The 23,556-nt window shown below is 42.2% G+C and carries 21 protein-coding genes; 18 read left to right on the forward strand and 3 right to left on the reverse strand.

Features of this window, described 5'->3' with window-relative positions; all coding sequences use genetic code 11:
- The first annotated feature begins 58 nt into the window (after nucleotides 1–58).
- Both ABT997_RS04455 and htpX read left to right on the forward strand, forming a co-directional pair.
- The gene (locus ABT997_RS04455) at nucleotides 59–619 is read left to right on the forward strand and encodes a LemA family protein (protein WP_350018845.1); all 561 of its coding nucleotides are present in this window, start codon (nucleotides 59–61) and stop codon (nucleotides 617–619) included.
- Between the two features lies 1 nt (nucleotide 620).
- Entirely contained in the window at nucleotides 621–1,517 is an 897-nt protein-coding gene (gene htpX / locus ABT997_RS04460) for a zinc metalloprotease HtpX (RefSeq protein ID WP_350018846.1), read from the forward strand.
- A 462-nt stretch (nucleotides 1,518–1,979) separates the two neighbouring features.
- Here htpX and ABT997_RS04465 read toward each other — a convergent pair whose 3' ends face one another.
- The 3 genes from ABT997_RS04465 to ABT997_RS04475 all read right to left on the reverse strand — a co-directional run bounded on the left by ABT997_RS04465 (nucleotide 1,980) and on the right by ABT997_RS04475 (nucleotide 4,494).
- Nucleotides 1,980–3,197: an MFS transporter gene (locus tag ABT997_RS04465; RefSeq protein ID WP_350018847.1), complete on the reverse strand. Its 1,218-nt coding sequence runs from the start codon at nucleotides 3,195–3,197 to the stop codon at nucleotides 1,980–1,982.
- Entirely contained in the window at nucleotides 3,194–3,370 is a 177-nt protein-coding gene (locus tag ABT997_RS04470; RefSeq protein ID WP_314369094.1) for a hypothetical protein, read from the reverse strand. Before ABT997_RS04470 ends, ABT997_RS04465 begins: the two co-directional genes overlap by 4 nt.
- Nucleotides 3,371–3,633: 263 nt before the next feature.
- On the reverse strand, nucleotides 3,634–4,494 hold the full coding sequence (locus tag ABT997_RS04475; RefSeq protein WP_350018848.1) for a helix-turn-helix domain-containing protein: 861 nt from the start codon (nucleotides 4,492–4,494) through the stop codon (nucleotides 3,634–3,636).
- 207 nt (nucleotides 4,495–4,701) lie between these two features.
- Between ABT997_RS04475 and ABT997_RS04480 the strand changes: the two genes are divergently transcribed.
- The 16 genes from ABT997_RS04480 to ABT997_RS04555 all read left to right on the forward strand — a co-directional run bounded on the left by ABT997_RS04480 (nucleotide 4,702) and on the right by ABT997_RS04555 (nucleotide 23,551).
- Nucleotides 4,702–5,241 (forward strand): YceD family protein, encoded by a 540-nt coding sequence (locus tag ABT997_RS04480; RefSeq protein ID WP_129822396.1) that lies wholly within the window; start codon nucleotides 4,702–4,704, stop codon nucleotides 5,239–5,241.
- Between the two features lie 124 nt (nucleotides 5,242–5,365).
- Complete coding sequence (locus ABT997_RS04485) at nucleotides 5,366–6,844, forward strand: flotillin family protein (protein WP_023027165.1); 1,479 nt, start codon at nucleotides 5,366–5,368, stop codon at nucleotides 6,842–6,844.
- 168 nt (nucleotides 6,845–7,012) lie between these two features.
- Nucleotides 7,013–8,437: an NADP-dependent phosphogluconate dehydrogenase gene (gene gnd / locus ABT997_RS04490; protein WP_125334835.1), complete on the forward strand. Its 1,425-nt coding sequence runs from the start codon at nucleotides 7,013–7,015 to the stop codon at nucleotides 8,435–8,437.
- A gap of 9 nt (nucleotides 8,438–8,446) precedes the next feature.
- Complete coding sequence (locus ABT997_RS04495) at nucleotides 8,447–9,136, forward strand: response regulator transcription factor (protein ID WP_117744587.1); 690 nt, start codon at nucleotides 8,447–8,449, stop codon at nucleotides 9,134–9,136.
- 275 nt (nucleotides 9,137–9,411) lie between these two features.
- Complete coding sequence (locus ABT997_RS04500) at nucleotides 9,412–11,601, forward strand: PTS transporter subunit IIBC (protein WP_117744892.1); 2,190 nt, start codon at nucleotides 9,412–9,414, stop codon at nucleotides 11,599–11,601.
- Between the two features lie 63 nt (nucleotides 11,602–11,664).
- The gene (locus tag ABT997_RS04505) at nucleotides 11,665–12,480 is read left to right on the forward strand and encodes an endonuclease/exonuclease/phosphatase family protein (protein WP_023024137.1); all 816 of its coding nucleotides are present in this window, start codon (nucleotides 11,665–11,667) and stop codon (nucleotides 12,478–12,480) included.
- 113 nt (nucleotides 12,481–12,593) lie between these two features.
- Nucleotides 12,594–13,067, forward strand: a complete 474-nt coding sequence (gene nrdR, locus ABT997_RS04510; protein ID WP_006595763.1) for a transcriptional regulator NrdR — start codon at nucleotides 12,594–12,596, stop codon at nucleotides 13,065–13,067.
- On the forward strand, nucleotides 13,068–14,240 hold the full coding sequence (locus ABT997_RS04515) for a replication initiation and membrane attachment family protein (protein ID WP_270285239.1): 1,173 nt from the start codon (nucleotides 13,068–13,070) through the stop codon (nucleotides 14,238–14,240).
- A complete protein-coding gene (gene dnaI, locus ABT997_RS04520; protein WP_350018849.1) occupies nucleotides 14,241–15,140 on the forward strand; it encodes a primosomal protein DnaI in 900 nt (299 codons plus the stop codon).
- Complete coding sequence (locus ABT997_RS04525; RefSeq protein ID WP_350018850.1) at nucleotides 15,137–15,853, forward strand: NADPH-dependent oxidoreductase; 717 nt, start codon at nucleotides 15,137–15,139, stop codon at nucleotides 15,851–15,853. The genes dnaI and ABT997_RS04525 overlap by 4 nt, the downstream gene beginning before the upstream one ends.
- A gap of 16 nt (nucleotides 15,854–15,869) precedes the next feature.
- Nucleotides 15,870–17,180 carry a ribosome biogenesis GTPase Der gene (der, locus tag ABT997_RS04530; protein ID WP_195550065.1) on the forward strand — a complete coding sequence of 437 codons (1,311 nt, stop codon included), beginning with the start codon at nucleotides 15,870–15,872 and terminating at the stop codon, nucleotides 17,178–17,180.
- A gap of 6 nt (nucleotides 17,181–17,186) precedes the next feature.
- Nucleotides 17,187–17,633, forward strand: coding sequence for a hypothetical protein (locus ABT997_RS04535; RefSeq protein ID WP_350018851.1), 447 nt, complete (start codon nucleotides 17,187–17,189; stop codon nucleotides 17,631–17,633).
- A gap of 309 nt (nucleotides 17,634–17,942) precedes the next feature.
- Nucleotides 17,943–21,038, forward strand: a complete 3,096-nt coding sequence (locus ABT997_RS04540; protein WP_350018852.1) for a pilus expression-regulating Snf2 family helicase — start codon at nucleotides 17,943–17,945, stop codon at nucleotides 21,036–21,038.
- Between the two features lie 57 nt (nucleotides 21,039–21,095).
- A complete protein-coding gene (gene zapJ, locus ABT997_RS04545) occupies nucleotides 21,096–21,764 on the forward strand; it encodes a divisome accessory protein ZapJ (RefSeq protein WP_117744580.1) in 669 nt (222 codons plus the stop codon).
- 14 nt (nucleotides 21,765–21,778) lie between these two features.
- Nucleotides 21,779–23,113: a UDP-N-acetylmuramate--L-alanine ligase gene (gene murC, locus ABT997_RS04550; RefSeq protein ID WP_195213678.1), complete on the forward strand. Its 1,335-nt coding sequence runs from the start codon at nucleotides 21,779–21,781 to the stop codon at nucleotides 23,111–23,113.
- Between the two features lie 9 nt (nucleotides 23,114–23,122).
- Nucleotides 23,123–23,551 carry a GNAT family N-acetyltransferase gene (locus ABT997_RS04555; protein WP_117744579.1) on the forward strand — a complete coding sequence of 143 codons (429 nt, stop codon included), beginning with the start codon at nucleotides 23,123–23,125 and terminating at the stop codon, nucleotides 23,549–23,551.
- The last annotated feature ends 5 nt before the right edge of the window (nucleotides 23,552–23,556 follow it).

The following is a 23,556-nucleotide window of genomic DNA, read 5'->3' on the forward strand; positions in this document are numbered from 1 at the left end:
CACAAAATAAGGGAAATTTGATATACTGGTACTAAAGAAATGAAAGGAATTCAATAAAATGATTTGGATTATTCTTGGGGTCCTAGTGGTCCTTGTGTTGATGGTAGTAGGAGTTTACAACGGTTTAGTGAAAAGTCGGATGCAAACTCGTGAAGCTTGGAGTCAAATTGACGTGCAATTGAAACGTCGGAATGACTTGATTCCAAATTTGATCGAAACCGTTAAAGGGTATGCTAAGTACGAAGGAGATACACTAGCAAAAGTAACTCAACTTCGCCAACAAGTAGCGCAAGCATCTTCACCTGCAGAAGCAATGGCAGCCAGTGATGCTCTTTCCCGTCAAGTGGCAGGTATCTTTGCGGTGGCTGAAAACTACCCAGACTTGAAAGCTAACACCAACTTCATGCAATTGCAAGAAGAATTGACTAACACAGAAAACAAAATTTCTTATGCTCGTCAATTGTACAACAGTGTCACAAGCAACTACAATGTCAAGTTGGAAACTTTCCCAACAAACGTGATTGCTGGAATGTTTGGCTTCAAACAAGCCGAATTCCTTCAAGTGCCTGAAGAAGAAAAAGTAGTACCAAAGGTGGACTTTAGCGGATTAGGAGACTAATATGCTCTTTGACCAAATTGCAAGCAATAAAAGGAGAACCTGGATTCTCCTTATTGCTTTTTTCATACTCTTGGCTCTTATCGGAGCAGCCGTTGGCTACCTCTGGTTAGGTTCTTCACTTGGCGGCGTCATCCTAGCTTTGATCATTGGTGGGATTTATGCCTTTAGCATGATTTTCCAATCAACCGAAGTTGTGATGCGGATGAACGGGGCGCGTGAGGTGACGGAAGAGCAAGCCCCTCAACTCTACCATATTGTCCAAGATATGGCCATGGTAGCTCAAATCCCTATGCCTCGAGTTTATATTGTAGATGATCCGTCCATGAATGCATTTGCGACAGGGTCCAATCCTCAAAATGCTGCTGTTGCAGCAACGACAGGTCTTCTGGCTGTGATGAACCGTGAGGAATTGGAGGGAGTCATCGGACACGAAATCAGCCATATTCGCAATTACGATATCCGCATCTCCACGATTGCTGTTGCCCTTGCTAGTGCCATCACCATGCTCTCGAGTATTGGTGGCCGTATGATGTGGTGGGGCGGTGGCCGTAGACGGGATGATGATCGAGAAGGGGGAAGTGGTTTAGAAATTATTATTCTTATCCTTTCCTTGATTGCCATCGTATTAGCTCCATTAGCGGCGACCTTGGTTCAGTTAGCCATTTCTCGCCAACGGGAGTTCCTAGCGGATGCCTCAAGTGTTGAATTGACACGGAATCCTCAAGGGATGATTAATGCTCTTTTGAAGCTGGATAACAGTGTGCCTATGCAACGAGAAGTTGATAGTGCAAGTAGTGCTCTCTTTATCAACGATCCTAAAAAAGAATCCGGCTTTCAAAAGCTCTTTTATACCCACCCACCCATTGCTGAGCGGGTTGAAAGATTAAGAAATATGTAAAAAAATCCACCAAACAGTGGATTCAGATTGAAGACACAATCATCTTAGAACCTTTCCTTAGGTGAGTACGGACGTCAGCGAACTTCTATGAGTTCCATGACTAAATTACGATACAAAGGGCGTCTGCGGATAAAGTCAAAATAGGAAGTTTGACGCAGAATCTTTCGATTCTAGGAGAACTTATCTTTTTGACACAATCCGCAGCCCGTGTTCAATTCGTTTTGAACCCCCTCGCTCTTTAATTTCCAGGCTCAGGCTAAAACAGTTTCCCAAACTGTTTTACTCCCAAAACTCCCGAGTGCTAGAAACAACCTTGTTTCTAGCACTTTTCTCACGGTGGAAAGTTTCAGTAGATGATTGAATAACTATAAAGAATAAAAAGTATTTATCTTTATAGAAGTAAATAGAATTGTATAAAAGATAACTTTGTCTTTAAGCTCAATCCACCCAATGGTGGGTTTTTTATTTAGTTGTTAAGAGGAGGGTAGTGAAACCAAGGATAGCAAAGGTCCCCCAAGCTAGGGGAAGGCTCCAGATAGCTAGACTAGAAAAGAGAGCTGTTCCAAGGGGCATGGCAAAGCTGACCATCAGTCCCAAAAAGCTAGAGGTAGAAGCTAATTTTTCAGCGGGTAATTTACTCATTAAAAGACTGGAAACTTTTGGGTTGATTTTTGCAACAAGATAACCAAGGAAAGTGATGAGTAGAAGGGAAAGGAAATCCCAGTGCACCAGAATATTTGTGAGCCCAAGCATGGTCAGCCCACCTGCTATCCACAGGAGGATATGGTGGAGGCTTTGCTTGGAAAAATAATCGTGAGGTGTCAGACTAGCCCAGACCATGCTTAAAATAGTCACAACCTCTAAAATCAAGAGGGATTGGCTAAAGCTCAACTGAAAGAAGGGGGAGTCAAGCAGTTGCAGATTGTAGATACCAGAGATGGATCCCCCTAGGGCATTGATAAGAACCAATGAGAAGAGCAACTTGCCAAAGTGGTGTACCTCCTCATCTGCAAAAATATTTTTGGCATTGGAATACATCTCTTGGCATTCTTGTACAAAAGAATTCTTATTTTGGGGCCCAATGACGGGGTCATGTGTCAGCTGCTTTTTTCTCAGCAAGAGACAAGTGGAAGACAGGAAAAAAGTCACGGCATTGATCGAAGCGACCAGAGCAAAATGTTGATGGCTGATGGCTAGTAGCCAAACTCCTAGGGCTTGTCCAGAAATCGAGCAGACCATACTAAGTAGTTGATTGAAGGAATAGGCTTCCATCAAATCCTCGTCTGGGATGTTCTTTTTCATGATGGGGAGTTGTAGCCCCCCGCGATAATCGCTCAAACAATCTGAAACAATGTTTAAAAAGCAAACAATCGAAAAGACTAGGTAACCTGGAATCTTGGTCATGAGCGCAATAAGGATGAAGAGCATGGCTTGGAGATAGCCAATTCGGATCAACCAGTTAGCTTTTTTCTTCGTATGGTCAGCCTTCATGCCAACAAAAATGCTAAAGAGGCTAGGAATAAACACAATGAGATTAGTAATGCCAACCGCCAGACTAGGTTGAGGCATGCTGGCAGCAAAGACCACAAAGACCAGATTGTAGATGGCGGCACCAAGGGTATTCAAAAAGCGAGAAAAGCTGAGTAAGGCAAAAATTTTATTACGAGCTAAGAGTTTCATAAACCTTCCTCCTTCATGTAATCAGTTGCTAGGACTTGTTTGATGGATCGAAAGATTTGTTTTAAGACTTGTAATTTCTCATCATCAGAGAGAAGAAGTTTCTGATCTTTTAGGTAGACGCTGGTATGCTTGAGAAACAAATGAAGGAAATATCTTTTTAGTTTGATCATCATGGAAGGGACCTCTTTCTTTTCTTGATGATCCTATTGTAGACCTCAAAAATATGGAAAACAAAATGTTGCATATTTTCAACAAAAAGAGGCTGGGACAAAAGTCCTAGCCTCAAAATTGTTTTTGGATTGTCGAGCAAGACGCAGTGGTTGAGTGGGCACTATTACGCTGATTTCATCAGCTTTTAAAGCCCTACTCAACTGTGCGGAGGTGGGACGACGAAATCGAATTCTAACGAATTACCGATTTCTGTCCCACTCTCTTTTTAGGATTCCTTGATGAGTTCTTGCATGCTCTGTTTGTAGTAGTTGACGCTGTCCTTACAATCCAAAATAGAAAGGACCTGGATGGCCTGTTCCATCTTTTCAAGACCAGTTTCTTTTTCTCCCTTTCGATAGAGAAATTCCCCTTTGGCATAGAGATAAACGGTCCGAAGGTAGGCTTCGTTTTCGGAGTAAAAGTGGTCCTTGATTAGCTGATCAAAATAAGATGCATCTTCAAATTCATTCGAACTGATGGCCAGAAAAAAGCCATTGAGAAAAATAGAGTTGAGGGCAGGACGAGAAGAGTCTAGGAGCAGTTTGAAATCCTCCCGTTGGACCAACTCCTCTGTGTACTGTCGATAGAGCTGACTAGAGAAAAGAGGAGAGGTCAGTGAAAACAGGTTTAACTCAAAATTTCCCCAGATAGTGACGGAGAAGAGATAGTCATGGAGGAAATCCAGTTCCTCTGGACTAACGGCTAACTCCACTTCGGGATAGAAGCCAAGCATTTGGACTTTGAGAATAATGCTGGCTAATAAGTCTTCTTTTTTATGCTCTTTCTGATAGGCTAGCTGGTAGCTTTGGTACAAGGCTTGATCGTGTTCCAAGCTCATGTTTTCATAGTGCTCTTTCAACAATTTGGGGATAAAGGAGTGCTGATCGATCCCTGCAAGATGGGAAAACTCGCTGAGACTGGTTTTAACCTGTTGTAAGGCCAGGAAAAAACGTTGGGTCGTCAGGTCATTTTCTCCTCTTTCAAATCGAGATAGCATGGAGCGCGAAAATTCGCCACCTGTAGCCTCCTCTAAAGAGATGTGGCGACTTTCCCGTATTTGTCTAAAAACAGCTCCGATGTCTTTCATGTTTTCTCCTCTATCTATACAAGGACCAATGCCTTAGCAAATGAACCTCTTTTATCCAAGAGATTGTGGGACCTTGGTGTACAACACCAATAGGTCTAGTACACTGTATCTTTTTCATGATTATAACAAATTTTTTAGGAGACTTCTTGGTTGAAGGGACAGCTTCATGATATACTAGTAGTATCTAGAAGATGTGAGGGCAAAAGAATGAACTTATATACACAAGAAATCCGTAAAAATCCTGAAGGACTGGCTTTTGATCAAGACTTGGATTTGCTAAAGGATCTGCAAAAGCGCAATCCAGAAATTCTTGATTTAAAGGATGTGACAGCGACAGGGCGAGTAGCCTATGATACAGGTCTCTATGTCTTGGATTACCAATTGACCTATACCATCGTCCTTGCCTCTAGCCGAAGCATGGAACCCGTTGAGCTTCAAGAGAGCTATCCTGTGACAGAGGTGTTCGCTGAGGACGCACAGTCAGAGGCAGATATCGAAGCTCTTGAGGAAGATCTGATCCTTCCCATCGAAGGGGGCAGAATTGATCTGAGTGAAAGCGTGGCAGATAATATCCTGCTCAATATTCCTCTCAAGGTTCTCACTCCGGAAGAAGAGGCCGGACACGGCTTTATCGAGGGCAATGATTGGAAAATCATGACAGAAGAAGAGTACCAAGAAGCTCAAGCGGTTAAGAAAGAAGAAAATAGTCCTTTTGCTGGTCTCCAAGGTTTATTTGAGGAAGAATAGGCTAGGGATGACATATTAAAAATCTAAACATAAATACAGGTCTTTTCTTTGAGGAAAAGACTTCTTTTGATATACTAAGATTTATAAACAACAGAGGGGAGACCTCTGAAAAAAGGAGAAAAGTATGGATACATTATTTATTCCAGGCTGGTTGATAACAGGTCTCATTGTTGCTGTCATTATTGTAGTTTTGCTTGTAAAAGGCTACGTGAACGCTAAACCAAACGAAGTTGTTGTTATTACAGGTCTTCGGAAGCAACGCCACTTACGCGGGAAAGCTGGTTTTATGATTCCCTTTGTCGAACAACGCTCTTATCTTGATATTGAGCAATTCTCGACAGATGTTCGGACATCTGAAGCAGTCCCAACACTGGACTTCATTAACGTCCGTGCCGATGCAGCTGTTAAATTAAAAATCGGTACAACCGATGAGATGATTGCCCGTGCTGCAGAGAACTTCTTGAACTGGAATACGACAGATATTTCCAATTCTGTCCAAGATGTCTTGGAAGGAAACTTGCGGGAAGTGATCGGTCAGATGGAGCTCCGTAAGATGGTCAATGACCGTCAAGAGTTTGCCTCAAAGGTGCAAGACAACGTAGCGCCAGACTTGGCTAAAATGGGTCTGGAAGTCATCGCCTTTACGGTTCAATCTTTCTCTGATGAAGGGGGAGTCATTGATAACCTTGGTATCGAAAATGTTGAAACCATCAAGAAGGATGCCTTGATTGCTAAAGCCAAAGCAGAACGCGAGCGCAAAGAAGTAGAAGCGGAACAAGATAAGCTAGCCAACGACAAACGCGTCGCAGCCGACCTTGAAATCGCGCAAAAACAAAATGAGTTGAAACTCAAACAAGCAGCCCTCAAGCAAGAAGCAGATATTGCTCAAGCCAAGGCAGATGCTGCGAAAGGGATTGAGGCAGAAGTGCAACGTCGTGAACAAGAGCGCGTGGCAGCTGAAGCCAACATCATGAAACAAGAGAAAGAAGCGGAAGTTAAGGAACGCGAAGTTAAGGTTCGTGAGCAAGAATTGGATGCCAACATCCGTAAGCAAGCCGAAGCTGAAAAGTATGCTCGTCAACAAGCAGCCGAAGCAGAATTGATCGAACGCCAACGCAAGGCGGAAGCTGAACTTTTCGAAACACAAAAAGAAGCGGAAGCTCGGAAAGCTCAAGCCGAAGCAGAGAAATTTGCCCAATTGCAAGAGGCAGAAGCCATCGAAGCCAAAGGTCGTGCAGAAGCTGAAGCCATTCGCTTGAAACTAGAAGCCGAAGCCAAAGGTTTGGACCAAAAGGCAGAAGCGATGAAGAAAATGCAAGAAGCAGCCATTACTGAAATGGTCGTTGATAAGTTGCCTGAAATTGCGCGTGCTGTCGCTGAGCCATTGACCAAGGTGGATAAGATCACCATGTATGGTGAAGGAAACGCCTCTAAGATGGTGGGTGATATCATGCAAAGTATCGATCAAGTCTCTCAAGGAGCTGGATTTGATATCCGTCAATTACTAGCAGGAGCTCTTGGGGTCAATATGACGGTCAACAAACTCAAAGAAGGAGAACAACCGGTCATTGAAGCGGATGAATTAGCTTCAAAAGAAGATTAATGCCATTCATAAGTAAGTGTCTGAGAACTGTTTCTCGGGCACTTTTGTTTTTAAGATCAAATGACTTGTATGATCTTCTCTCTCTTGGAGAAGTGGGAAGCTATTTTCTACTTTCATTTGATGTCAAAAAATGGTAGAATATAGGCAAACTATAAAGAGGAGTGTCACATGACTAAAGCAAACTTTGGTGTTGTTGGTATGGCCGTAATGGGTCGTAACCTTGCCCTTAATATTGAATCTCGTGGATACACAGTTGCTATCTATAACCGTAGTAAAGAAAAAACAGAAGATGTTGTTGCTTGCCATCCTGAAAAGAACTTTGTGCCAAGCTATGATATCGAAAGCTTTGTAAACTCAATTGAAAAACCACGTCGTATCATGCTTATGGTTCAAGCTGGACCTGGTACAGATGCGACCATCCAAGCTCTTCTTCCACACTTGGATAAAGGCGATATCTTAATCGATGGAGGAAATACTTTCTACAAAGATACCATCCGTCGTAATGAAGAATTGGCCAACTCTGGGATCAACTTTATCGGTACCGGTGTCTCTGGTGGTGAAAAGGGTGCTCTTGAAGGTCCTTCTATCATGCCTGGTGGACAAAAAGAAGCTTATGAATTGGTAGCAGATGTTCTTGAAGAAATCTCTGCAAAAGCACCAGAAGATGGCAAACCATGTGTGACTTACATTGGTCCTGATGGAGCTGGTCACTATGTGAAAATGGTCCACAATGGTATTGAGTACGGTGATATGCAATTGATTGCAGAAAGCTATGATTTGATGCAACACTTGCTTGGACTTTCAGCTGCAGACATGGCTGAAATCTTCACTGAGTGGAACAAGGGCGAATTGGACAGCTACTTGATCGAAATCACTGCGGACATCCTTGGACGTAAAGATGATGAAGGTCAAGATGGCCCAATCGTAGACTACATCTTGGATGCCGCAGGAAACAAGGGAACTGGTAAATGGACTAGCCAATCAGCGCTTGACCTTGGTGTGCCATTGTCACTCATTACGGAGTCAGTATTTGCACGTTACATTTCTACATACAAAGAAGAACGTGTACACGCTAGCAAGGTGCTTCCAAAACCAGCAGCCTTCAAATTTGAAGGAGATAAGGCTGAGTTGATCGAAAAGATCCGTCAAGCCCTTTACTTCTCAAAAATCATTTCATACGCACAAGGTTTTGCACAATTGCGTGTTGCATCTAAAGAAAACAACTGGAACTTGCCATTTGCAGACATCGCTTCTATCTGGCGTGATGGCTGTATCATCCGTTCTCGTTTCTTGCAAAAGATCACGGATGCATACAACCGTGATGCAGACCTTGCTAACCTTCTTTTGGATGAGTACTTCTTGGATGTCACTGCTAAGTATCAACAATCTGTTCGTGATATCGTAGCTCTTGCGGTTCAAGCTGGTGTGCCAGTCCCAACCTTCTCAGCAGCCATCACTTACTTTGATAGCTACCGTTCAGCAGATCTTCCAGCCAACTTGATCCAAGCACAACGTGACTACTTCGGTGCTCACACATACCAACGTAAGGATAAAGAAGGTACCTTCCACTATTCTTGGTACGACGAAAAATAATTGTAGGTTATGACAAAGCGGATATTACTAGTAGAAAATGAAAAGAATTTAGCGCGCTTTATTGATTTAGAACTTCAGAAAGCAGGCTATGTAGTTGATTTGGTAGAACAAGGGGAAATGGCCTTGAAACTCCTGCAGGCTACAGAATATGATTTAATTCTTCTCAATTACGAACTAGAAGATATGAGTGGGGAAGAGTTTGCCCAGCGTCTGAGCAAGATTCGTCCTGCAGCAGTCTTGATTGTCTTAGATAGTCGTGAGAAAATTTCAGAGCATATGGAGAGTATCCAACGATTTGCGGTATCTTATGTCATCAAACCATTCGTGATCAGTGATTTGGTTGAGAAAATCGTCGCTATTTTTAGAGGCCGTGATTTTATTGACCAACATTGTAATCAGATGAAAGTTCCCACTTCCTATCGGAATTTGCGAATTGATGTCGAGAATCATATGGTGTATCGGGGAGAAGAAGTAATTGATCTGACACGTCGTGAATATGATTTATTAGCAACTTTGATGGGAAGCAAACATGTCCTTAGTCGGGAGCAACTCTTAGAGCGGGTGTGGAAATATGAGAGTACAGCAGAAACCAATATCGTTGATGTCTATATTCGCTATCTTCGTGGGAAAATAGATCTTCCAGGACAAAAGAGCTATATCAAAACTGTCCGAGGTGTCGGCTACCAAATGCAAGAATAACAACAATCCCTTTGATGAGAAATCTCAAAGGGATTTTTTTGTTTGTCAAAAAAGAAGAAAGAAAAATTTTTAAAAAAATTTTTTTAAAATCTTGTGAAAGAAGCAAACGTTTGCCTGGATTACAGTATTCCCAAGGCCTTTGTATATAATGTTTGTGAATTAAAAATTTACATGTAAGGGCTTTACAAAAGAAAAAAAAGTGGTATAATAGTAAGTGAAATATGCAAACGTTTTCTCGTATTGCGGGCATTTCAATTTTATAAGGAGGTCGAATGATGAATAAACAATCATTCAAAAGTCTATTAAGCTTTGAATTTTGGCAAAAATTCGGTAAAGCGTTGATGGTGGTCATTGCAGTTATGCCGGCGGCAGGTCTGATGATCAGTCTTGGTAAAACCATTGCAATGATTAATCCAGAACTTGGTTTCTTGGTAACTACCGGTGGTGTTCTTGAACAGATCGGTTGGGGGGTTATCGGAAACCTCCACATCCTCTTTGCTCTCGCTATCGGTGGTAGCTGGGCGAAAGAACGTGCGGGTGGGGCCTTTGCAGCAGGTCTATCCTTTATCCTGATTAACCGGATCACTGGTGTGATGTTCGGTGTAACAGGAGATATGCTGAAAGATCCAGAAGCGAAGGTGAAAACACTTCTTGGTGGATCTATCAAGGTTGCTGATTACTTCACGAGTGTGTTAGAATCACCTGCCTTGAATATGGGAGTTTTCGTTGGGATTATTGCCGGTTTTGTAGGGGCAACAGCCTTTAACAAATACTACAACTACCGCAAGTTACCAGATGCCCTATCATTCTTTAACGGGAAACGCTTTGTTCCATTTGTCGTTATCCTTCGTTCTGCAATTGTGGCTCTTATCTTGTCATTCTTATGGCCAGTAGTCCAAACAGGAATTAACAACTTTGGTATTTGGATTGCTAACTCAAAAGAGACTGCTCCAATCTTAGCACCATTTGCTTTCGGTACCTTGGAACGTCTCTTGCTTCCATTTGGTCTTCACCACATGTTGACTATCCCAATCAACTACACACAATTGGGTGGTACTTATGAAGTGTTAACTGGTGCAGCAAAAGGCACTCAAGTATTTGGTCAAGATCCACTTTGGTTGGCTTGGATTACAGACTTAGGAAATACAAAAGTTTCTGACCCTGCTACTTACCAACACTTGTTGGATACTGTCACACCTGCTCGTTTCAAAGTGGGACAAATGATCGGTTCATTCGGTATCTTGATGGGGGTTGCCCTTGCCATTTACCGTAATGTAGACCCTGATAAGAAACACAAATACAAAGGGATGATGATTGCGACTGCTCTTGCAACCTTCCTCACAGGGGTTACAGAACCAATCGAGTACATGTTTATGTTCGTAGCAATGCCTCTTTACCTCGTTTATGCAGTGGTACAAGGTGCAGCCTTCGCGATGGCAGATATCGTCAATCTCCGTGTCCATTCATTTGGATCAATTGAGTTCTTGACTCGTACACCAATGACCATTAAAGCTGGCCTTGGTATGGACATCTTTAACTTCATTTGGGTAACGATTCTCTTTGCTGTGATCATGTACTTCATTGCAAACTTCATGATCCAGAAATTTAACTACGCAACTCCTGGACGTAATGGAAACTACGAACAAGCTGAAGGAGATGTAGATGCATCTGAAACTTCAGGTTCAGGTAAAGTGGCCGCTGCTTCTCAAGCAGTTAACGTGATCAACCTTCTTGGTGGTCGTGCCAATATCGTCGATGTAGATGCATGTATGACTCGTCTTCGTGTTACTGTTAAAGACGAAACTAAAGTCGGAACAGAAGAACAATGGAAGGCTGAAGGAGCAATGGGACTTGTCATGAAAGGACAAGGTGTCCAAGCGATTTACGGTCCAAAAGCGGACGTCTTGAAATCAGATATCCAAGATTTGTTAGACTCAGGTGAAGTGATTCCTGAAACTCTTCCAAGTCAAAAGACAGCGGCTCAACAAGCAGAAGTTGCTTTTAAAGGGGTGACGGAAGAAGTTCACTCAGTTGCTGAAGGACAAGTCATTGAATTAGAAAAAGTTCAAGATCCAGTCTTCTCACAAAAAATGATGGGTGACGGATTTGCAGTTGAACCAGCAAATGGTCAGATTGTTTCACCAGTAGCTGGTAAGGTGACAAGCGTCTTCCCTACCAAACATGCGCTTGGTTTGGTAACAGAATCTGGTCTTGAAGTCCTCGTTCACATCGGTCTTGATACTGTAAGTCTGGAAGGTAAACCTTTCACAGTGAAGGTAGAAGAAGGCCAAACAGTGGCGGCGGGAGACCTATTGGTAGAAGCAGATTTGGATGCTATTCGTGAAGCTGGACGTGCAACTACAACAGTTGTAGTCTTCACAAATGGTGCAGCTATTCAATCTGTCACTCTTACACAAACTGGTCAACTTCCAGCAGATGCTGTGGTTGCTAAGGTTGAATTATAATCTATGAGAGTTATTCCTTGTATCTATTGGATACAGGGAATTCTCTATTAGGAGAGTAGGATCATGAAATTTTTAACTTTAAACACTCATAGTTGGATGGAAGAAAATCCCCAACAAAAATTTGAGGACTTATTAAAAGACATTCTTGCAAAGCAATACGATGTGATTTGTTTCCAAGAAATAAATCAGACCATCGAAAGTCCAGTTGTTCCTGTTAATGACTTGTACCATCCAACTCCTTCTGCGGAGCCGATCCATCAGGATCACTATGTTCGTTGTTTAGTTGAAAAATTAGAAGAAGAAGGATTGAGCTACCACTGGACATGGGCTTATAACCATATCGGCTATGACCGTTATCATGAAGGCGTGGCGATTCTATCGCGTACCCCAATCCAGGCAAGCGAACTCTTGGTTTCAGATGTGAATGATCCAACAGATTATCATACACGACGGATTGCCATTGCAGAAACCCAAGTTGATGGGAAAGACATTGCTGTTGCCAGTGTTCACCTCTCTTGGTGGGACAAAGGCTTCCAGCAAGAGTGGGCGCGTTTAGAAGAACGCTTTAGCCAATTGCAAAAGCCTTTGATTTTAGCTGGGGACTTTAATAATCCAGCTGGGCAAGAAGGTTATGAAGCCATTTTAGCGAGCCCGCTAGCTCTTCAAGATAGCTTTATTGAAGCTCGCCAGACCAAGGGGACTTACACTGTAGGTCCTGGAATTGATGGATGGGATGATAATCAAGTACCCTTGCGGATTGATTATATTTTCACCTCAAAAGAATGGGTTATCGAACGGCTAGAAGTTGTGTTTGATGGTTCTAGTCAGCCTCTCGTTAGCGACCATTATGGTTTGTCAGCTGACTTGTATTTACCATAATATTCAAATCCCTATCCCTCCAGGAGGCTAGGGATTTTCTTTATTTCCCTTGCTTTCACTTTAGCCCTAAATATGATAGAATAAAGTATTAAGAAACGATAAGGAGGGTGTCCATGCGGTGTCCAAAATGTGGCGGAAATAAGTCTAGTGTTGTAGATAGTCGCCAGGCAGAAGACGGGAAAACGATTCGTAGAAGAAGAGAATGTGATGAATGTCATCATCGCTTCACCACTTATGAACGAGTAGAAGAGCGGACTCTTGTTGTGGTGAAAAAAGATGGCACCCGGGAACAGTTTTCTAGAGATAAAATATTTAATGGGATTATTCGATCTGCTCAGAAACGTCCCGTGTCGAGTGACGAAATTGAGGAAATTGTGGGGCGAATCGAACAAAAGATTCGTAGTCAGAGTGAAAATGAGATCCAGAGTGACTATATCGGATCACTTGTCATGGACGAGTTAGCAGAGTTGGACGAAATTACCTATGTTCGATTTGCGAGTGTCTATCGTAGTTTCAAGGATGTTGGTGAATTGGAAAGTCTCTTAAAGCAGATTACCAAAGGAACGAAGAAGAAAAAGGAAAAATAGATGAAGCCCAATACTTCATTTTCTTTCTTGAAGAATAATTATTTAGCGCCTACAGGAGCCTCTTTCACGCATCTGTATGGACCAATATTAGGTGTTCAAGCAAGTCAATTATATACGTTTCTGCTGAGTCTCTATGATCAGGGGAAAGAAAAACGGCTGATTGCTGTTGTTTTAAATCACTTGGATCTAGGGTTCGCTCATTTTCTCGAAAGTCTAGACCGTTTGATTGCCATGAATTTACTAGAGGTTTTTGAGACAGATGAAGGACTTCAGTTCCGATTTTTGGCTCCGCTAGAAGCAGATCAATTTTTCGCGAATGTCGCTTATCAGAAGTTGCTGGAGAAAAAAATAGGAGAAGCAGCAGTTCGTGACTTGCTTCCTGAAAAACCAGAGGGAGAGAAACGGAAGGTAAACTTTGCCTCTGTTTTTGGGATTGATGGTGTTTCGACCCCTCAGAGGAAAGTATCTTCCTTCAGTTTAGAGCACTTTAAACAATTAATGGTGCGGGATGGCCTTCGTTTTGAGAACGAACAAGAGGACCTCTTAGTTCTTTATGCCATCACCGAAGAGAAGAATTGGACTTGGTACGAGACCTATCTGTTGGCCAAAGAGACAGCGGTTAATTTGGTCATTTCGACCAAACGGATGAGACAAAAACTGACCCAAGAGCCACAAGAAAAAGGTAAGGATGAGTTCACTCCGCAGGAAAGAGCTATTATCCGGGAAGCTAAAAATAAGACTAGTCGTCAATTTTTAGCAGGAATTAAAAAAGCGCGTAAGGCTGTTGTGACCCAATCAGAACGCCAAGTAATTTCTGACTTGGCCCGTTTAGGCCTGTTAGATGAAGTCATAAATGTGATCTTGTTGTTTACCTTTAACAAGGTTGCTTCCGCCAATCTTAATGAAAAGTATGCCTTAAAAGTTGGAAATGACTTTGCTTATGAGGGGATAAAGACGGCTGAGGAGGCCGTTCTGAAGATCCGCCAGCGCCAAGACTCCCATTTACAAAAAGCAAAAGAGAAAGTAGCTAAGAGTGGGTCAGCGACAGGAAAGACCAATGTTCCGAAGTGGAGTCAGCCTAACTATACCAATCAGACTAGCCAAGAAGAACAGGCTAATCTGGAACAACAAAAACGAGCCTTGCTCGAGAAATTAAATCAAGGAGGGGAGTAAATGGAGAGCGTAGGGAAAACCATGTCCCAGATGAATCGATCACAGCAGTTCAATTATGAAGAATTGGTAGCTCAAATTCTCGCCGAACCTGAGATTGCGACCTTTATTCAAAAGGAAGGTTTATCGGATGTAGAAATCCGTCGTAGCATTTCCAAATTTAACCAATACATTAGTGAGCGTAATCGCTTTGTCCTAGGGGATACAGATTATATTGCAAGAGGGTATAAGCCTGTTTTAGTAATGAATGAAGGTTATGCGGATGTTTCCTATGAGGAGACACCTGAATTAATCGAGGCACAAAAACAAGCCGCTATCAATAGACGCTTGCAGCTGATCAACTTACCAAGCACCTTGAAGGAAGCTTCCTTAGCGAAAGTAGACTTGGATGATCGTGGACGTTTTGGAGCCTTTGAAGAGTTGGCCAATTTTGTTGCCTCCTATCCTCAAGCTCGTAAAGGGATTTTTCTGTATGGAGATTTTGGAGTTGGGAAAAGCTATATGATGGCAGCCCTTGCCCACGACTTGTCTGAAAAACGGCAGGCTTCTTCAACGATTCTGCATTTTCCAAGCTTTGTCATCGATGTCAAAAATGCCATTAACACAGGCCAAGTTAAAGAGATGCTTGATCAAGTTAAGAAGGCTGAAATCTTGATTCTTGATGACATTGGGGCAGAGCAAATGTCGCCTTGGGTGCGGGATGAAGTCTTGCAAGTGATTTTGCAACACCGGATGCAGGAGATTCTTCCAACCTTCTTTACCTCGAATTTCAATTTTGAAGACTTGGAACGTCATTTTGCTACGTCTCGGAATGGAGATGAGACTTGGCAAGCCAAACGTGTCATGGAGCGAATTAAGTTCTTGGCTAAAGAAGTGCGCCTAGAAGGAGAAAATCGCCGATGAATACCGTTATTGATTTGATGAAATCTCATTCCTCTGTTCGTCGCTTTAAAGAGGAGGCTATCAAGGAGGAAGATCTTCAAGCGATTCTGTCAGCTGGTCAAATGGCTTCCTCTTGGAAAAATTTTCAGTCCTATTCCATCATCTTAGTGAGAAGCCAAGAAAAGAAAGAAGCACTTTATCAACTTGTCCCTCAGGAGGCCATCCGTCAATCCTCTGTCTTCCTATTGTTTGTAGGAGATCTCAACCGAGCTGAAAAAGGGGTTCGGATGCATACGGATCAATTTCATCCAGAAGGACCGGATAATTTGTTGATTACTTCTGTAGATGCTGCTTTGGCAGGTCAAAATACTTTGTTGGCTGCAGAAAGTTTAGGCTATGGAGGGGTCATTATCGGCTTGGTGCGTTATCAAGCTTCTGAAGTGGCTAAATTATTTAATTTACCAGACTATACCTATCCTGTCTTTGGGATGGCTTTAGGGGTGCCAAATCAGAATCATCCTGTTAAACCACGCCTTCCTTTGGAAGCTGTTGTATTTGAGGAAAGCTATCAAGTGCAGACTACTGAGGTGATTGAAGCCTTTGACCAAGTACAGACTGCCTATGCTGGAGCACGGGCAACAGATACTTGGAGTCAACGCTTGGCTGCCCAATTTGGACAGGAGGAACCAGCTGCTACGGCAGAGTTATTAAAGAAACACCAACTAGAAAAATAAGAGAAAAGAGGATACCATGGCTTTACCTACTGTTGCCATTGTAGGACGTCCTAATGTCGGGAAATCCACGCTCTTTAACCGGATTGCCGGTGAGCGGATTTCCATTGTCGAGGATGTCGAAGGAGTTACTCGGGACCGTATTTATGCAACGGCGGAGTGGCTAAACCACCAATTTAGTATTATCGATACTGGCGGGATTGATGACGTGGACGCACCTTTCATGGAGCAAATCAAGCACCAAGCTGAGATTGCCATGGATGAAGCCGACGTCATTGTCTTTGTAGTATCTGGAAAAGAAGGGATTACCGATGCGGATGAATATGTCGCTCGGATGCTCTACAAGACTCACAAACCAGTCATTTTAGCAGTCAATAAAGTGGATAATCCAGAGATGCGAAATGACATCTATGATTTCTACGCTCTAGGCCTGGGAGAACCCTTGCCAGTGTCATCTGTACACGGGATTGGTACAGGGGATGTCTTGGATGCCATCGTTGAAAATCTTCCAACGGATCGCGAAGCAGAAAATCCAGACGTCATTAAGTTTAGTTTGATTGGTCGTCCAAATGTTGGAAAATCAAGCTTGATCAATGCCATCCTTGGAGAAGACCGCGTCATTGCTAGTCCTGTGGCTGGGACTACGCGAGATGCTATTGACACACATTTCACGGATGCTGAAGGCCAAGAATATACCATGATTGATACTGCAGGAATGCGGAAATCTGGTAAGGTCTATGAAAATACAGAGAAGTATTCTGTGATGCGGGCTATGCGGGCTATCGATCGTTCGGATGTAGTCTTGATGGTCTTGAATGCGGAAGAAGGTATTCGAGAGTACGATAAGCGGATTGCTGGATTTGCCCATGAAGCAGGAAAAGGGATGATTATCGTGGTCAATAAGTGGGATACTCTTGAAAAGGACAACCACACCATGAAGCAATGGGAAGAAGATATTCGCGATCAATTCCAATATCTTTCTTATGCTCCCATTATCTTTGTCTCTGCTTTGACCAAACAACGCTTGCACAAGCTACCAGACATGATCAAGCAAATTAGTGAGAGCCAAAATACTCGCATTCCTTCAGCTGTCTTGAACGATGTCATTATGGATGCTATTGCCATTAATCCGACACCGACAGATAAAGGAAAACGCCTGAAAATCTTCTATGCGACTCAGGTTGCTACCAAGCCACCAACTTTTGTGGTCTTTGTCAATGAAGAAGAACTCATGCATTTCTCTTATCTTCGTTTCTTGGAAAATCAAATTCGGAAAGCCTTTGTCTTTGAAGGAACCCCGATTCACTTGATTGCCCGGAAACGGAAGTAGGGCTTTATGAAAACTTTGAAACAAGGACTCCTGCTTGTAGTCACATTCTTTGTATTTCTGGGACTGACGGCTTGTAGCCTTGAAAGAGAAGAAACCTATGAGAAAAAAACTAAAGACACTCTTCTTCGAGTGACTATTCGACACAGATCCAATCAAATGATCTCTGAAGAGTTTTGGGCTGATAATTTTAATGTAAATATTGAAGATGATTCTGAATTTGAATATATTAAAAAAGAAATTGTTGATCCTAAAAAAGGAATTTCGGGCTATACAACAGATGTGAGTCGGACGAAAGAGGGTGGACTGATGGTTCATACAAAGATCGTCTACCAAGACTTAGACGTTGAAGCCTTCAATAAAGCCAACGATGATAAAAAAACGTTTGGAGAACTGGCCAACTATTCAGAACATATCAAAAATTTCAAAAAAGAAGGCTATAAGAGAATAAAATAAGAGAGTGGGACAGAAATCGGTCATTCGTAAGAATTCGATTTCGTCGTCCCACCTCCGCACAGTTGAGTAGGACTGTAAAAGCTGATGAAATCAGCGTAGTAGAGCCCACTCAACCACTGCGTCTTGCTCGACAATCCAAAGACAATTGAGAGGCTAGGACTTTTGTCCCAGCCTCTTTTTGAATAAAAAAAGAAAAGTGGGCTTAGATGATTGTAAAATGAGGCATTGAATTCTTTACAATTCTTTGTCTTCTTTTTCTATTTTAGAGGGGATATGTTATAATAAAGAGATAAACATAAGGTGGTAAATATGGCAAAATTAATTCCTGGGAAAATCCGTTCAGAAGGAATCCTTCTCTATGAAAACGGCAAAGTAACCCTACAGGAAATGAAAAATCAGTACCTCTATTTCAGAATTGACAATGACTCCCTCCGATATAGCCTGGATGATCAAGCAATTTTTTGTAGTTGTGATTTTTTCCAGAAGAAAAAATTCTGTGTGCATTTAGCTGCGGGTGAAGCCTTTTTAAAAAATGATGAAAAAGGGAAGGAACTCTTGCTTGGTTTGGAGCAAGATGCAACAGAAAGCCAAGAAACAAAGGAAAAAGTATCCTTTGGAAGTTTGTTTTTAGATCAGGTCCTACCAAAAATTGAAAGTAAAGAGATCCGTTTTGGTCTCTCAGCAACCGGTCATGTGGACGACTATTCTGGTCAGTTTTTGTGGACCCTTCGTATCTATCGCAGACCGGATGAGAGAACGTATGTAGTGCGGGATGTTGTGGCTTTTTTGCAAGCTATCAGAAAACAGTCCCATTTTGCGATTGGGAAAAGTTATTATGAGCCGATTTCCTATGCGGCCTTTGACCCTGAAAGTCGCGCCTTGATACGATTCTTAGAAGGGTTATTATCGGGGGACACGGTACATGATGCTCTATTCTTTCCAAATGGAGGTCGTCACCTTTACTTTCCAATGAGCTTCTTTGAAGAGGCTGTGCAATTATTGATGGACTTACCGTCCTTTACCCTTGAAGTTGGGATGGATACCTATCAGGAAGTTTTCTTTCAAGAACTCCAGGAAGATTCGGGCTTGTTTTCTTTCCAAGTCGTGGAAATGAAGGAGTTTATCGAACTACAGGTCCAAGTGTCTTCCTATAAAATGGTGGAAGGCCGCTTTCTTTTGGCAAATGGCCATTTTTACCAAATCTCGCCCCTTCAAAAGATTTTGATTGAGGCGGTTCAGAGTTTACCCCTATCCAGTGATCAGAAGAGACATGTTCAGTTTGATTTGTCGGATCAGACCAAATTGACCTATAGCTTAGAGCAATTCAGGAAAATTGGTGAGGTGAAAGCACCAAGTAACTTCTATATCCATGATTTTCAACCTCACTTTACTTTCGATTTATCTGAACAGGGAGAAGTGTTGTTAGAAGTGGCTTTTGTCTACGAGGACCGTATCGTTCGTTCTGAGCAAAATCTCAAGGATCTGCCTTATTCTAGTAACTTTGATAAGGAACGTATGGTTTTTGAAACCATTTTGGCAGCTGGTTTTACCAAACACTTTCAAACCAAACGGTCTCCTCTTCTTCCTAAACAAATCTATCCTTTCTTTCAGCAGACCCTTCCATTATTTGAACAACTAGGAGAGGTAGAAGTTTCGGAGAAATTGTTGGATTTGTATCAGGTGGAGAAGCCCAAGATTGACATTCAAACCAGTGGACGACTGCTTGAAATTGGTTTTGAATTTGACTCCATTGATCCCTCTGAAGTTGACCAAGTCATGAGTGCCTTAATCGAGAAGAATGACTATTACATTAGTCAAACAGGAAAGGTCCTTATCTTTGATGAAGAAACCAAGCGGATCAGTCAGACCTTATTGAATCTTCGCGCAAAGAAGACAAAAACAGGTCAGCTGCAAACCAATCGCATTGCAACTTTCCAGCTCTCCCAGTTATTTGAGACAGCTGACAATGTCCAATTTTCTGAAGAATTTCGTCATTTGGCTCATGATTTGATTCATCCAGAGCAATTTCCATTAGGTAAGCTGCAAGTAACAGCTAAACTACGAGATTATCAGGAACTAGGAGTCCGCTGGCTATCCATGCTTAATCACTACGGTTTTGGGGGGATTTTGGCAGATGATATGGGACTTGGAAAGACACTCCAGACTATTGCCTTTCTCTCGAGTGTTGTGACATCAGATTCTAAGATTTTGATCTTAGCTCCATCTAGTTTAATCTATAATTGGAAAGAGGAGTTCGAAAAGTTCGCCCCACAAATGAAAGTAGAGGTCATTTATGGCCTTAAAGCAAGTCGCGACGAGATTATTGCAAGCAATCCTCAGGTAGCGATTACCAGTTATGCTTCCTTCCGTCAGGACGTAGAGCAATACGAAAAAAATCAGTACCAATACTTAATCTTGGATGAAGCGCAGGTCATGAAAAATTCCCAAACCAAAATTGCTCAATACTTACGGAAATTCGATGTTCCTCATACTTTTGCTTTGTCGGGAACACCAATAGAAAACCATGTGGAGGAACTCTGGTCGATTTTCCAAATTGTTCTTCCTGGTTTATTTCCCGGTAAAAAAGAATTTAAACAATTGAGTCCAGAGACCATTTCTCACTACGTCAAGCCTTTTATCATGAGACGGAAAAAAAGTGAAGTCTTGCAGGAACTTCCGGATCTGATAGAGATGACCTATAAGAATGAATTGGCTGACGATCAAAAAACAATCTATTTGGCTCAGTTGAAGCAAATGCAAGATCGCATTCTAAGCTCTTCTGAAGAGGAACTCAATCGCAGTAAGATGGAAATCTTATCTGGCTTGATGCGTCTTCGTCAGATTTGTGATACGCCATCTCTCTTTTTAGAGGACTATGCTGGAGAAAGTGGAAAGCTAGATAGCCTTCGAGAACTGCTAGAGCAGATCAAAGATGGCAACCAACGGGTTTTGATTTTCTCACAATTTAGAGGGATGTTAGATATCATTGAAAAAGAGTTGGACGCTCTGAAGATGACTTCTTTTAAAATCACGGGATCTACGCCAGCTAATGAACGCCAAGACATGACCAATGCCTTTAATTCCGGTCAAGGAGATGCCTTTCTCATTTCCTTGAAAGCAGGTGGAGTTGGTTTGAATTTGACAGGTGCGGACACGGTTATTCTAGTTGACCTATGGTGGAACCCTGCGGTAGAAGATCAAGCCATTGGCCGTGCCCATCGAATGGGACAAGATAAGAATGTTGAGGTCTACCGGATGATCACTCGAGGGACCATTGAAGAAAAAATACAAGAGCTCCAGACCAGCAAACGTCATTTAGTTTCTACCATATTAGATGGTACCGAAACGCGCTCTAGTCTTTCTATTGAAGAAATTCGGGAAATTTTGGGTATTTCGGTGGAATAACTTGAAAAATAAAATGAATAGTTTATAATTAATGAAGTGTCGAAAGGAAGAAGAAGGATGACGGATAAGCATTTCCCACAAGTAGCAGATGATGAAATCATGCTAACTCAAATGCCCCATATGAATTTATATGATGACGGGGACTTCATTAGTAATATTCTTGGAGAGTATACAGATAAAAATTATTTAGAATGGGAGCCGATTGCTACTGGAAAAACTGCAGAGCAGCCCTATCAGAAATCCCTTCAAAAGTCTCTTCAAAAACCATTTGAAGTGCCCAAGTCAAGAAGGCAGCCAATGGCTCCGGATTTCAAGGAACCTGTTGATAAAAAGAGCCCGGCAAATCGCTACGCAGAAGAGGCGCGTGAAGCAGCGCGAGCTGATTTGAAAAAGAAGCGAACGGCTCCTTATTTAACAGCAGATATCGCCTCTAAACCCAATCGGAAAAAATTCACCCCTTCTTTCATGCCAAAAGTGAAGCCAACAGCTCCTTTTCAAAAAGAAAATCCAGGTGAATTAATCAAATATGGCGAGCGACTGAAACAAGAGCAATTGATTCTTTTAGAGGAGGCAGAGGAACTTCCGGTTCAAGAGTCCCACCAAGAAGAAAAGCCAAAGAAGAATAATTATGATTTCTTGAAAAAGAGTCAAATCTATAACAAGGATCATCAAAACATCCAAACGAGACCCATTAAACAAGAACTCGATGTGACCAATCTGGACTAGCAGGAGGAGAAACTATGTCAAAAACATTTCATTTTATCGGAATAAAAGGAGCAGGTATGAGCGCCTTGGCTCTGATGCTCCATCAGATGGGACACACTGTACAAGGATCTGATGTGGAGAAATACTACTTTACACAAAGAGGTTTAGAGCAGGCAGGGATTACCATTTTACCATTCAGTGAAGAAAATCTTACCGGTGATCAAATCTTGATCGCAGGGAATGCGTTTAAACCTGAAAATAATGTAGAGATTGCTTATGCAGATGCTCAAGGCTACACCTATCAACGCTACCATGAATTCTTGGGTGAATTTATGCGTGATTTTGTCAGCATGGGAGTAGCAGGAGCTCACGGGAAAACTTCTACTACAGGGATTTTGTCCCATGTCTTGTCTAATATCACAGATACCAGCTATTTGATTGGTGATGGAACTGGCCGTGGTTCCAAAGGTGCTAAGTACTTTGTCTTTGAATCAGACGAGTACGAACGTCACTTTATGCCTTACCACCCAGAGTATTCGATTATCACCAATATTGATTTTGACCATCCTGACTACTTTACTGGCCTAGAAGATGTCTTTAATGCCTTCAATGATTATGCCAAACAAATCTCCAAAGCCTTGTTCATCTATGGGGAAGATCCTGAGCTTCGTCGGATTACAGCTAATGCCCCAATCTATTACTATGGCTTTGAAGAAGAGGGCAATGATTTTGTAGCCAGTGATCTCTTGCGTTCTACTACTGGATCAACCTTTAGTGTTCACTTCCGTGGAGAAGATTTGGGACAATTCCAAATCCCATCCTTCGGACGTCACAATATCATGAATGCTACAGCGGTCGTTGGTTTGCTTTATATCGCTGGCTTTGATCTTGATTTAGTTCGGGAACACTTAAAAACATTTGGCGGGGTCAAACGTCGCTTTACAGAAAAGATTGTCAACGATACCGTCATCATTGATGACTTTGCCCACCATCCAACTGAAATCATTGCCACTTTGGATGCGGCACGTCAAAAGTATCCAAGTAAGGAAATCGTAGCGGTCTTCCAACCTCATACCTTTACTCGGACGATTGCTCTCTTGGATGAATTTGCGGATGCCTTGAACCAGGCCGATGCAGTTTACTTGGCACAGATTTATGGATCAGCCCGTGAAGTGGATCATGGGGATGTAAAAGTGGAAGATCTAGAAGCGAAAATCATCAAGAAATCAGGTGTGATTACAGCTGAAAACGTTTCTCCACTCTTGGATCATGACAATGCTGTCTATGTCTTCATGGGAGCAGGAGATATCCAGACCTATGAATATTCATTTGAACGTTTACTTGGGAACTTGACCAATAACGTTCAATAAGGAGATACCATGCAACCAAACCTTAGGATTCGGTTTGCTAAAGAAATTGATTGGGATGAGATCGAACAGATCACGTCCCAAAATTTTTCTTTTCAAAGTGCTAAACGACAAGAACTGAACGGATTCAGGACCCTGGTCTTGGAATTTGAAGAGCAAGTGATTGGGAGTTGCCTGATTCAAACAGAGGATCAGCTCGAAAATCCCTCTTTAAAATTATTGTGGTTGGAAATTCTTCCAGACTTTAGAAAACAAGGTTTTGGTACCTTGTTACTGGCCTCACTCAAGTCTCTTGTAGCTCAAGAATCCTTGTTAGGGATTCATGTGCTCTGCCAGGAAGAACTGATTCCGTATTTTGAAATGAATGATTTCCAACTAGAGATAGGGGGTAACGAAGAAGGAGTTGAGGGCTATCAACTAAGTTGGTGCCTGTCCCTATAGAAAGG

The sequence above is a fragment of the Streptococcus australis genome, assembly GCF_040226615.1.
GTDB classification, from domain to species: domain Bacteria; phylum Bacillota; class Bacilli; order Lactobacillales; family Streptococcaceae; genus Streptococcus; species Streptococcus australis_E.

Bases quoted from the DNA above. Each gene is read 5' to 3' on its own strand.
- ABT997_RS04455 (WP_350018845.1), top strand. From the start codon at position 59: ATGATTTGGATTATTCTTGGGGTCCTAGTGGTCCTTGTGTTGATGGTA.
- htpX (WP_350018846.1), top strand. From the start codon at position 621: ATGCTCTTTGACCAAATTGCAAGCAATAAAAGGAGAACCTGGATTCTC.
- ABT997_RS04465 (WP_350018847.1), bottom strand. From the start codon at position 3,197: ATGAAACTCTTAGCTCGTAATAAAATTTTTGCCTTACTCAGCTTTTCT.
- ABT997_RS04470 (WP_314369094.1), bottom strand. From the start codon at position 3,370: ATGATGATCAAACTAAAAAGATATTTCCTTCATTTGTTTCTCAAGCAT.
- ABT997_RS04475 (WP_350018848.1), bottom strand. From the start codon at position 4,494: ATGAAAGACATCGGAGCTGTTTTTAGACAAATACGGGAAAGTCGCCAC.
- ABT997_RS04480 (WP_129822396.1), top strand. From the start codon at position 4,702: ATGAACTTATATACACAAGAAATCCGTAAAAATCCTGAAGGACTGGCT.
- ABT997_RS04485 (WP_023027165.1), top strand. From the start codon at position 5,366: ATGGATACATTATTTATTCCAGGCTGGTTGATAACAGGTCTCATTGTT.
- gnd (WP_125334835.1), top strand. From the start codon at position 7,013: ATGACTAAAGCAAACTTTGGTGTTGTTGGTATGGCCGTAATGGGTCGT.
- ABT997_RS04495 (WP_117744587.1), top strand. From the start codon at position 8,447: ATGACAAAGCGGATATTACTAGTAGAAAATGAAAAGAATTTAGCGCGC.
- ABT997_RS04500 (WP_117744892.1), top strand. From the start codon at position 9,412: ATGAATAAACAATCATTCAAAAGTCTATTAAGCTTTGAATTTTGGCAA.
- ABT997_RS04505 (WP_023024137.1), top strand. From the start codon at position 11,665: ATGAAATTTTTAACTTTAAACACTCATAGTTGGATGGAAGAAAATCCC.
- nrdR (WP_006595763.1), top strand. From the start codon at position 12,594: ATGCGGTGTCCAAAATGTGGCGGAAATAAGTCTAGTGTTGTAGATAGT.
- ABT997_RS04515 (WP_270285239.1), top strand. From the start codon at position 13,068: ATGAAGCCCAATACTTCATTTTCTTTCTTGAAGAATAATTATTTAGCG.
- dnaI (WP_350018849.1), top strand. From the start codon at position 14,241: ATGGAGAGCGTAGGGAAAACCATGTCCCAGATGAATCGATCACAGCAG.
- ABT997_RS04525 (WP_350018850.1), top strand. From the start codon at position 15,137: ATGAATACCGTTATTGATTTGATGAAATCTCATTCCTCTGTTCGTCGC.
- der (WP_195550065.1), top strand. From the start codon at position 15,870: ATGGCTTTACCTACTGTTGCCATTGTAGGACGTCCTAATGTCGGGAAA.
- ABT997_RS04535 (WP_350018851.1), top strand. From the start codon at position 17,187: ATGAAAACTTTGAAACAAGGACTCCTGCTTGTAGTCACATTCTTTGTA.
- ABT997_RS04540 (WP_350018852.1), top strand. From the start codon at position 17,943: ATGGCAAAATTAATTCCTGGGAAAATCCGTTCAGAAGGAATCCTTCTC.
- zapJ (WP_117744580.1), top strand. From the start codon at position 21,096: ATGACGGATAAGCATTTCCCACAAGTAGCAGATGATGAAATCATGCTA.
- murC (WP_195213678.1), top strand. From the start codon at position 21,779: ATGTCAAAAACATTTCATTTTATCGGAATAAAAGGAGCAGGTATGAGC.
- ABT997_RS04555 (WP_117744579.1), top strand. From the start codon at position 23,123: ATGCAACCAAACCTTAGGATTCGGTTTGCTAAAGAAATTGATTGGGAT.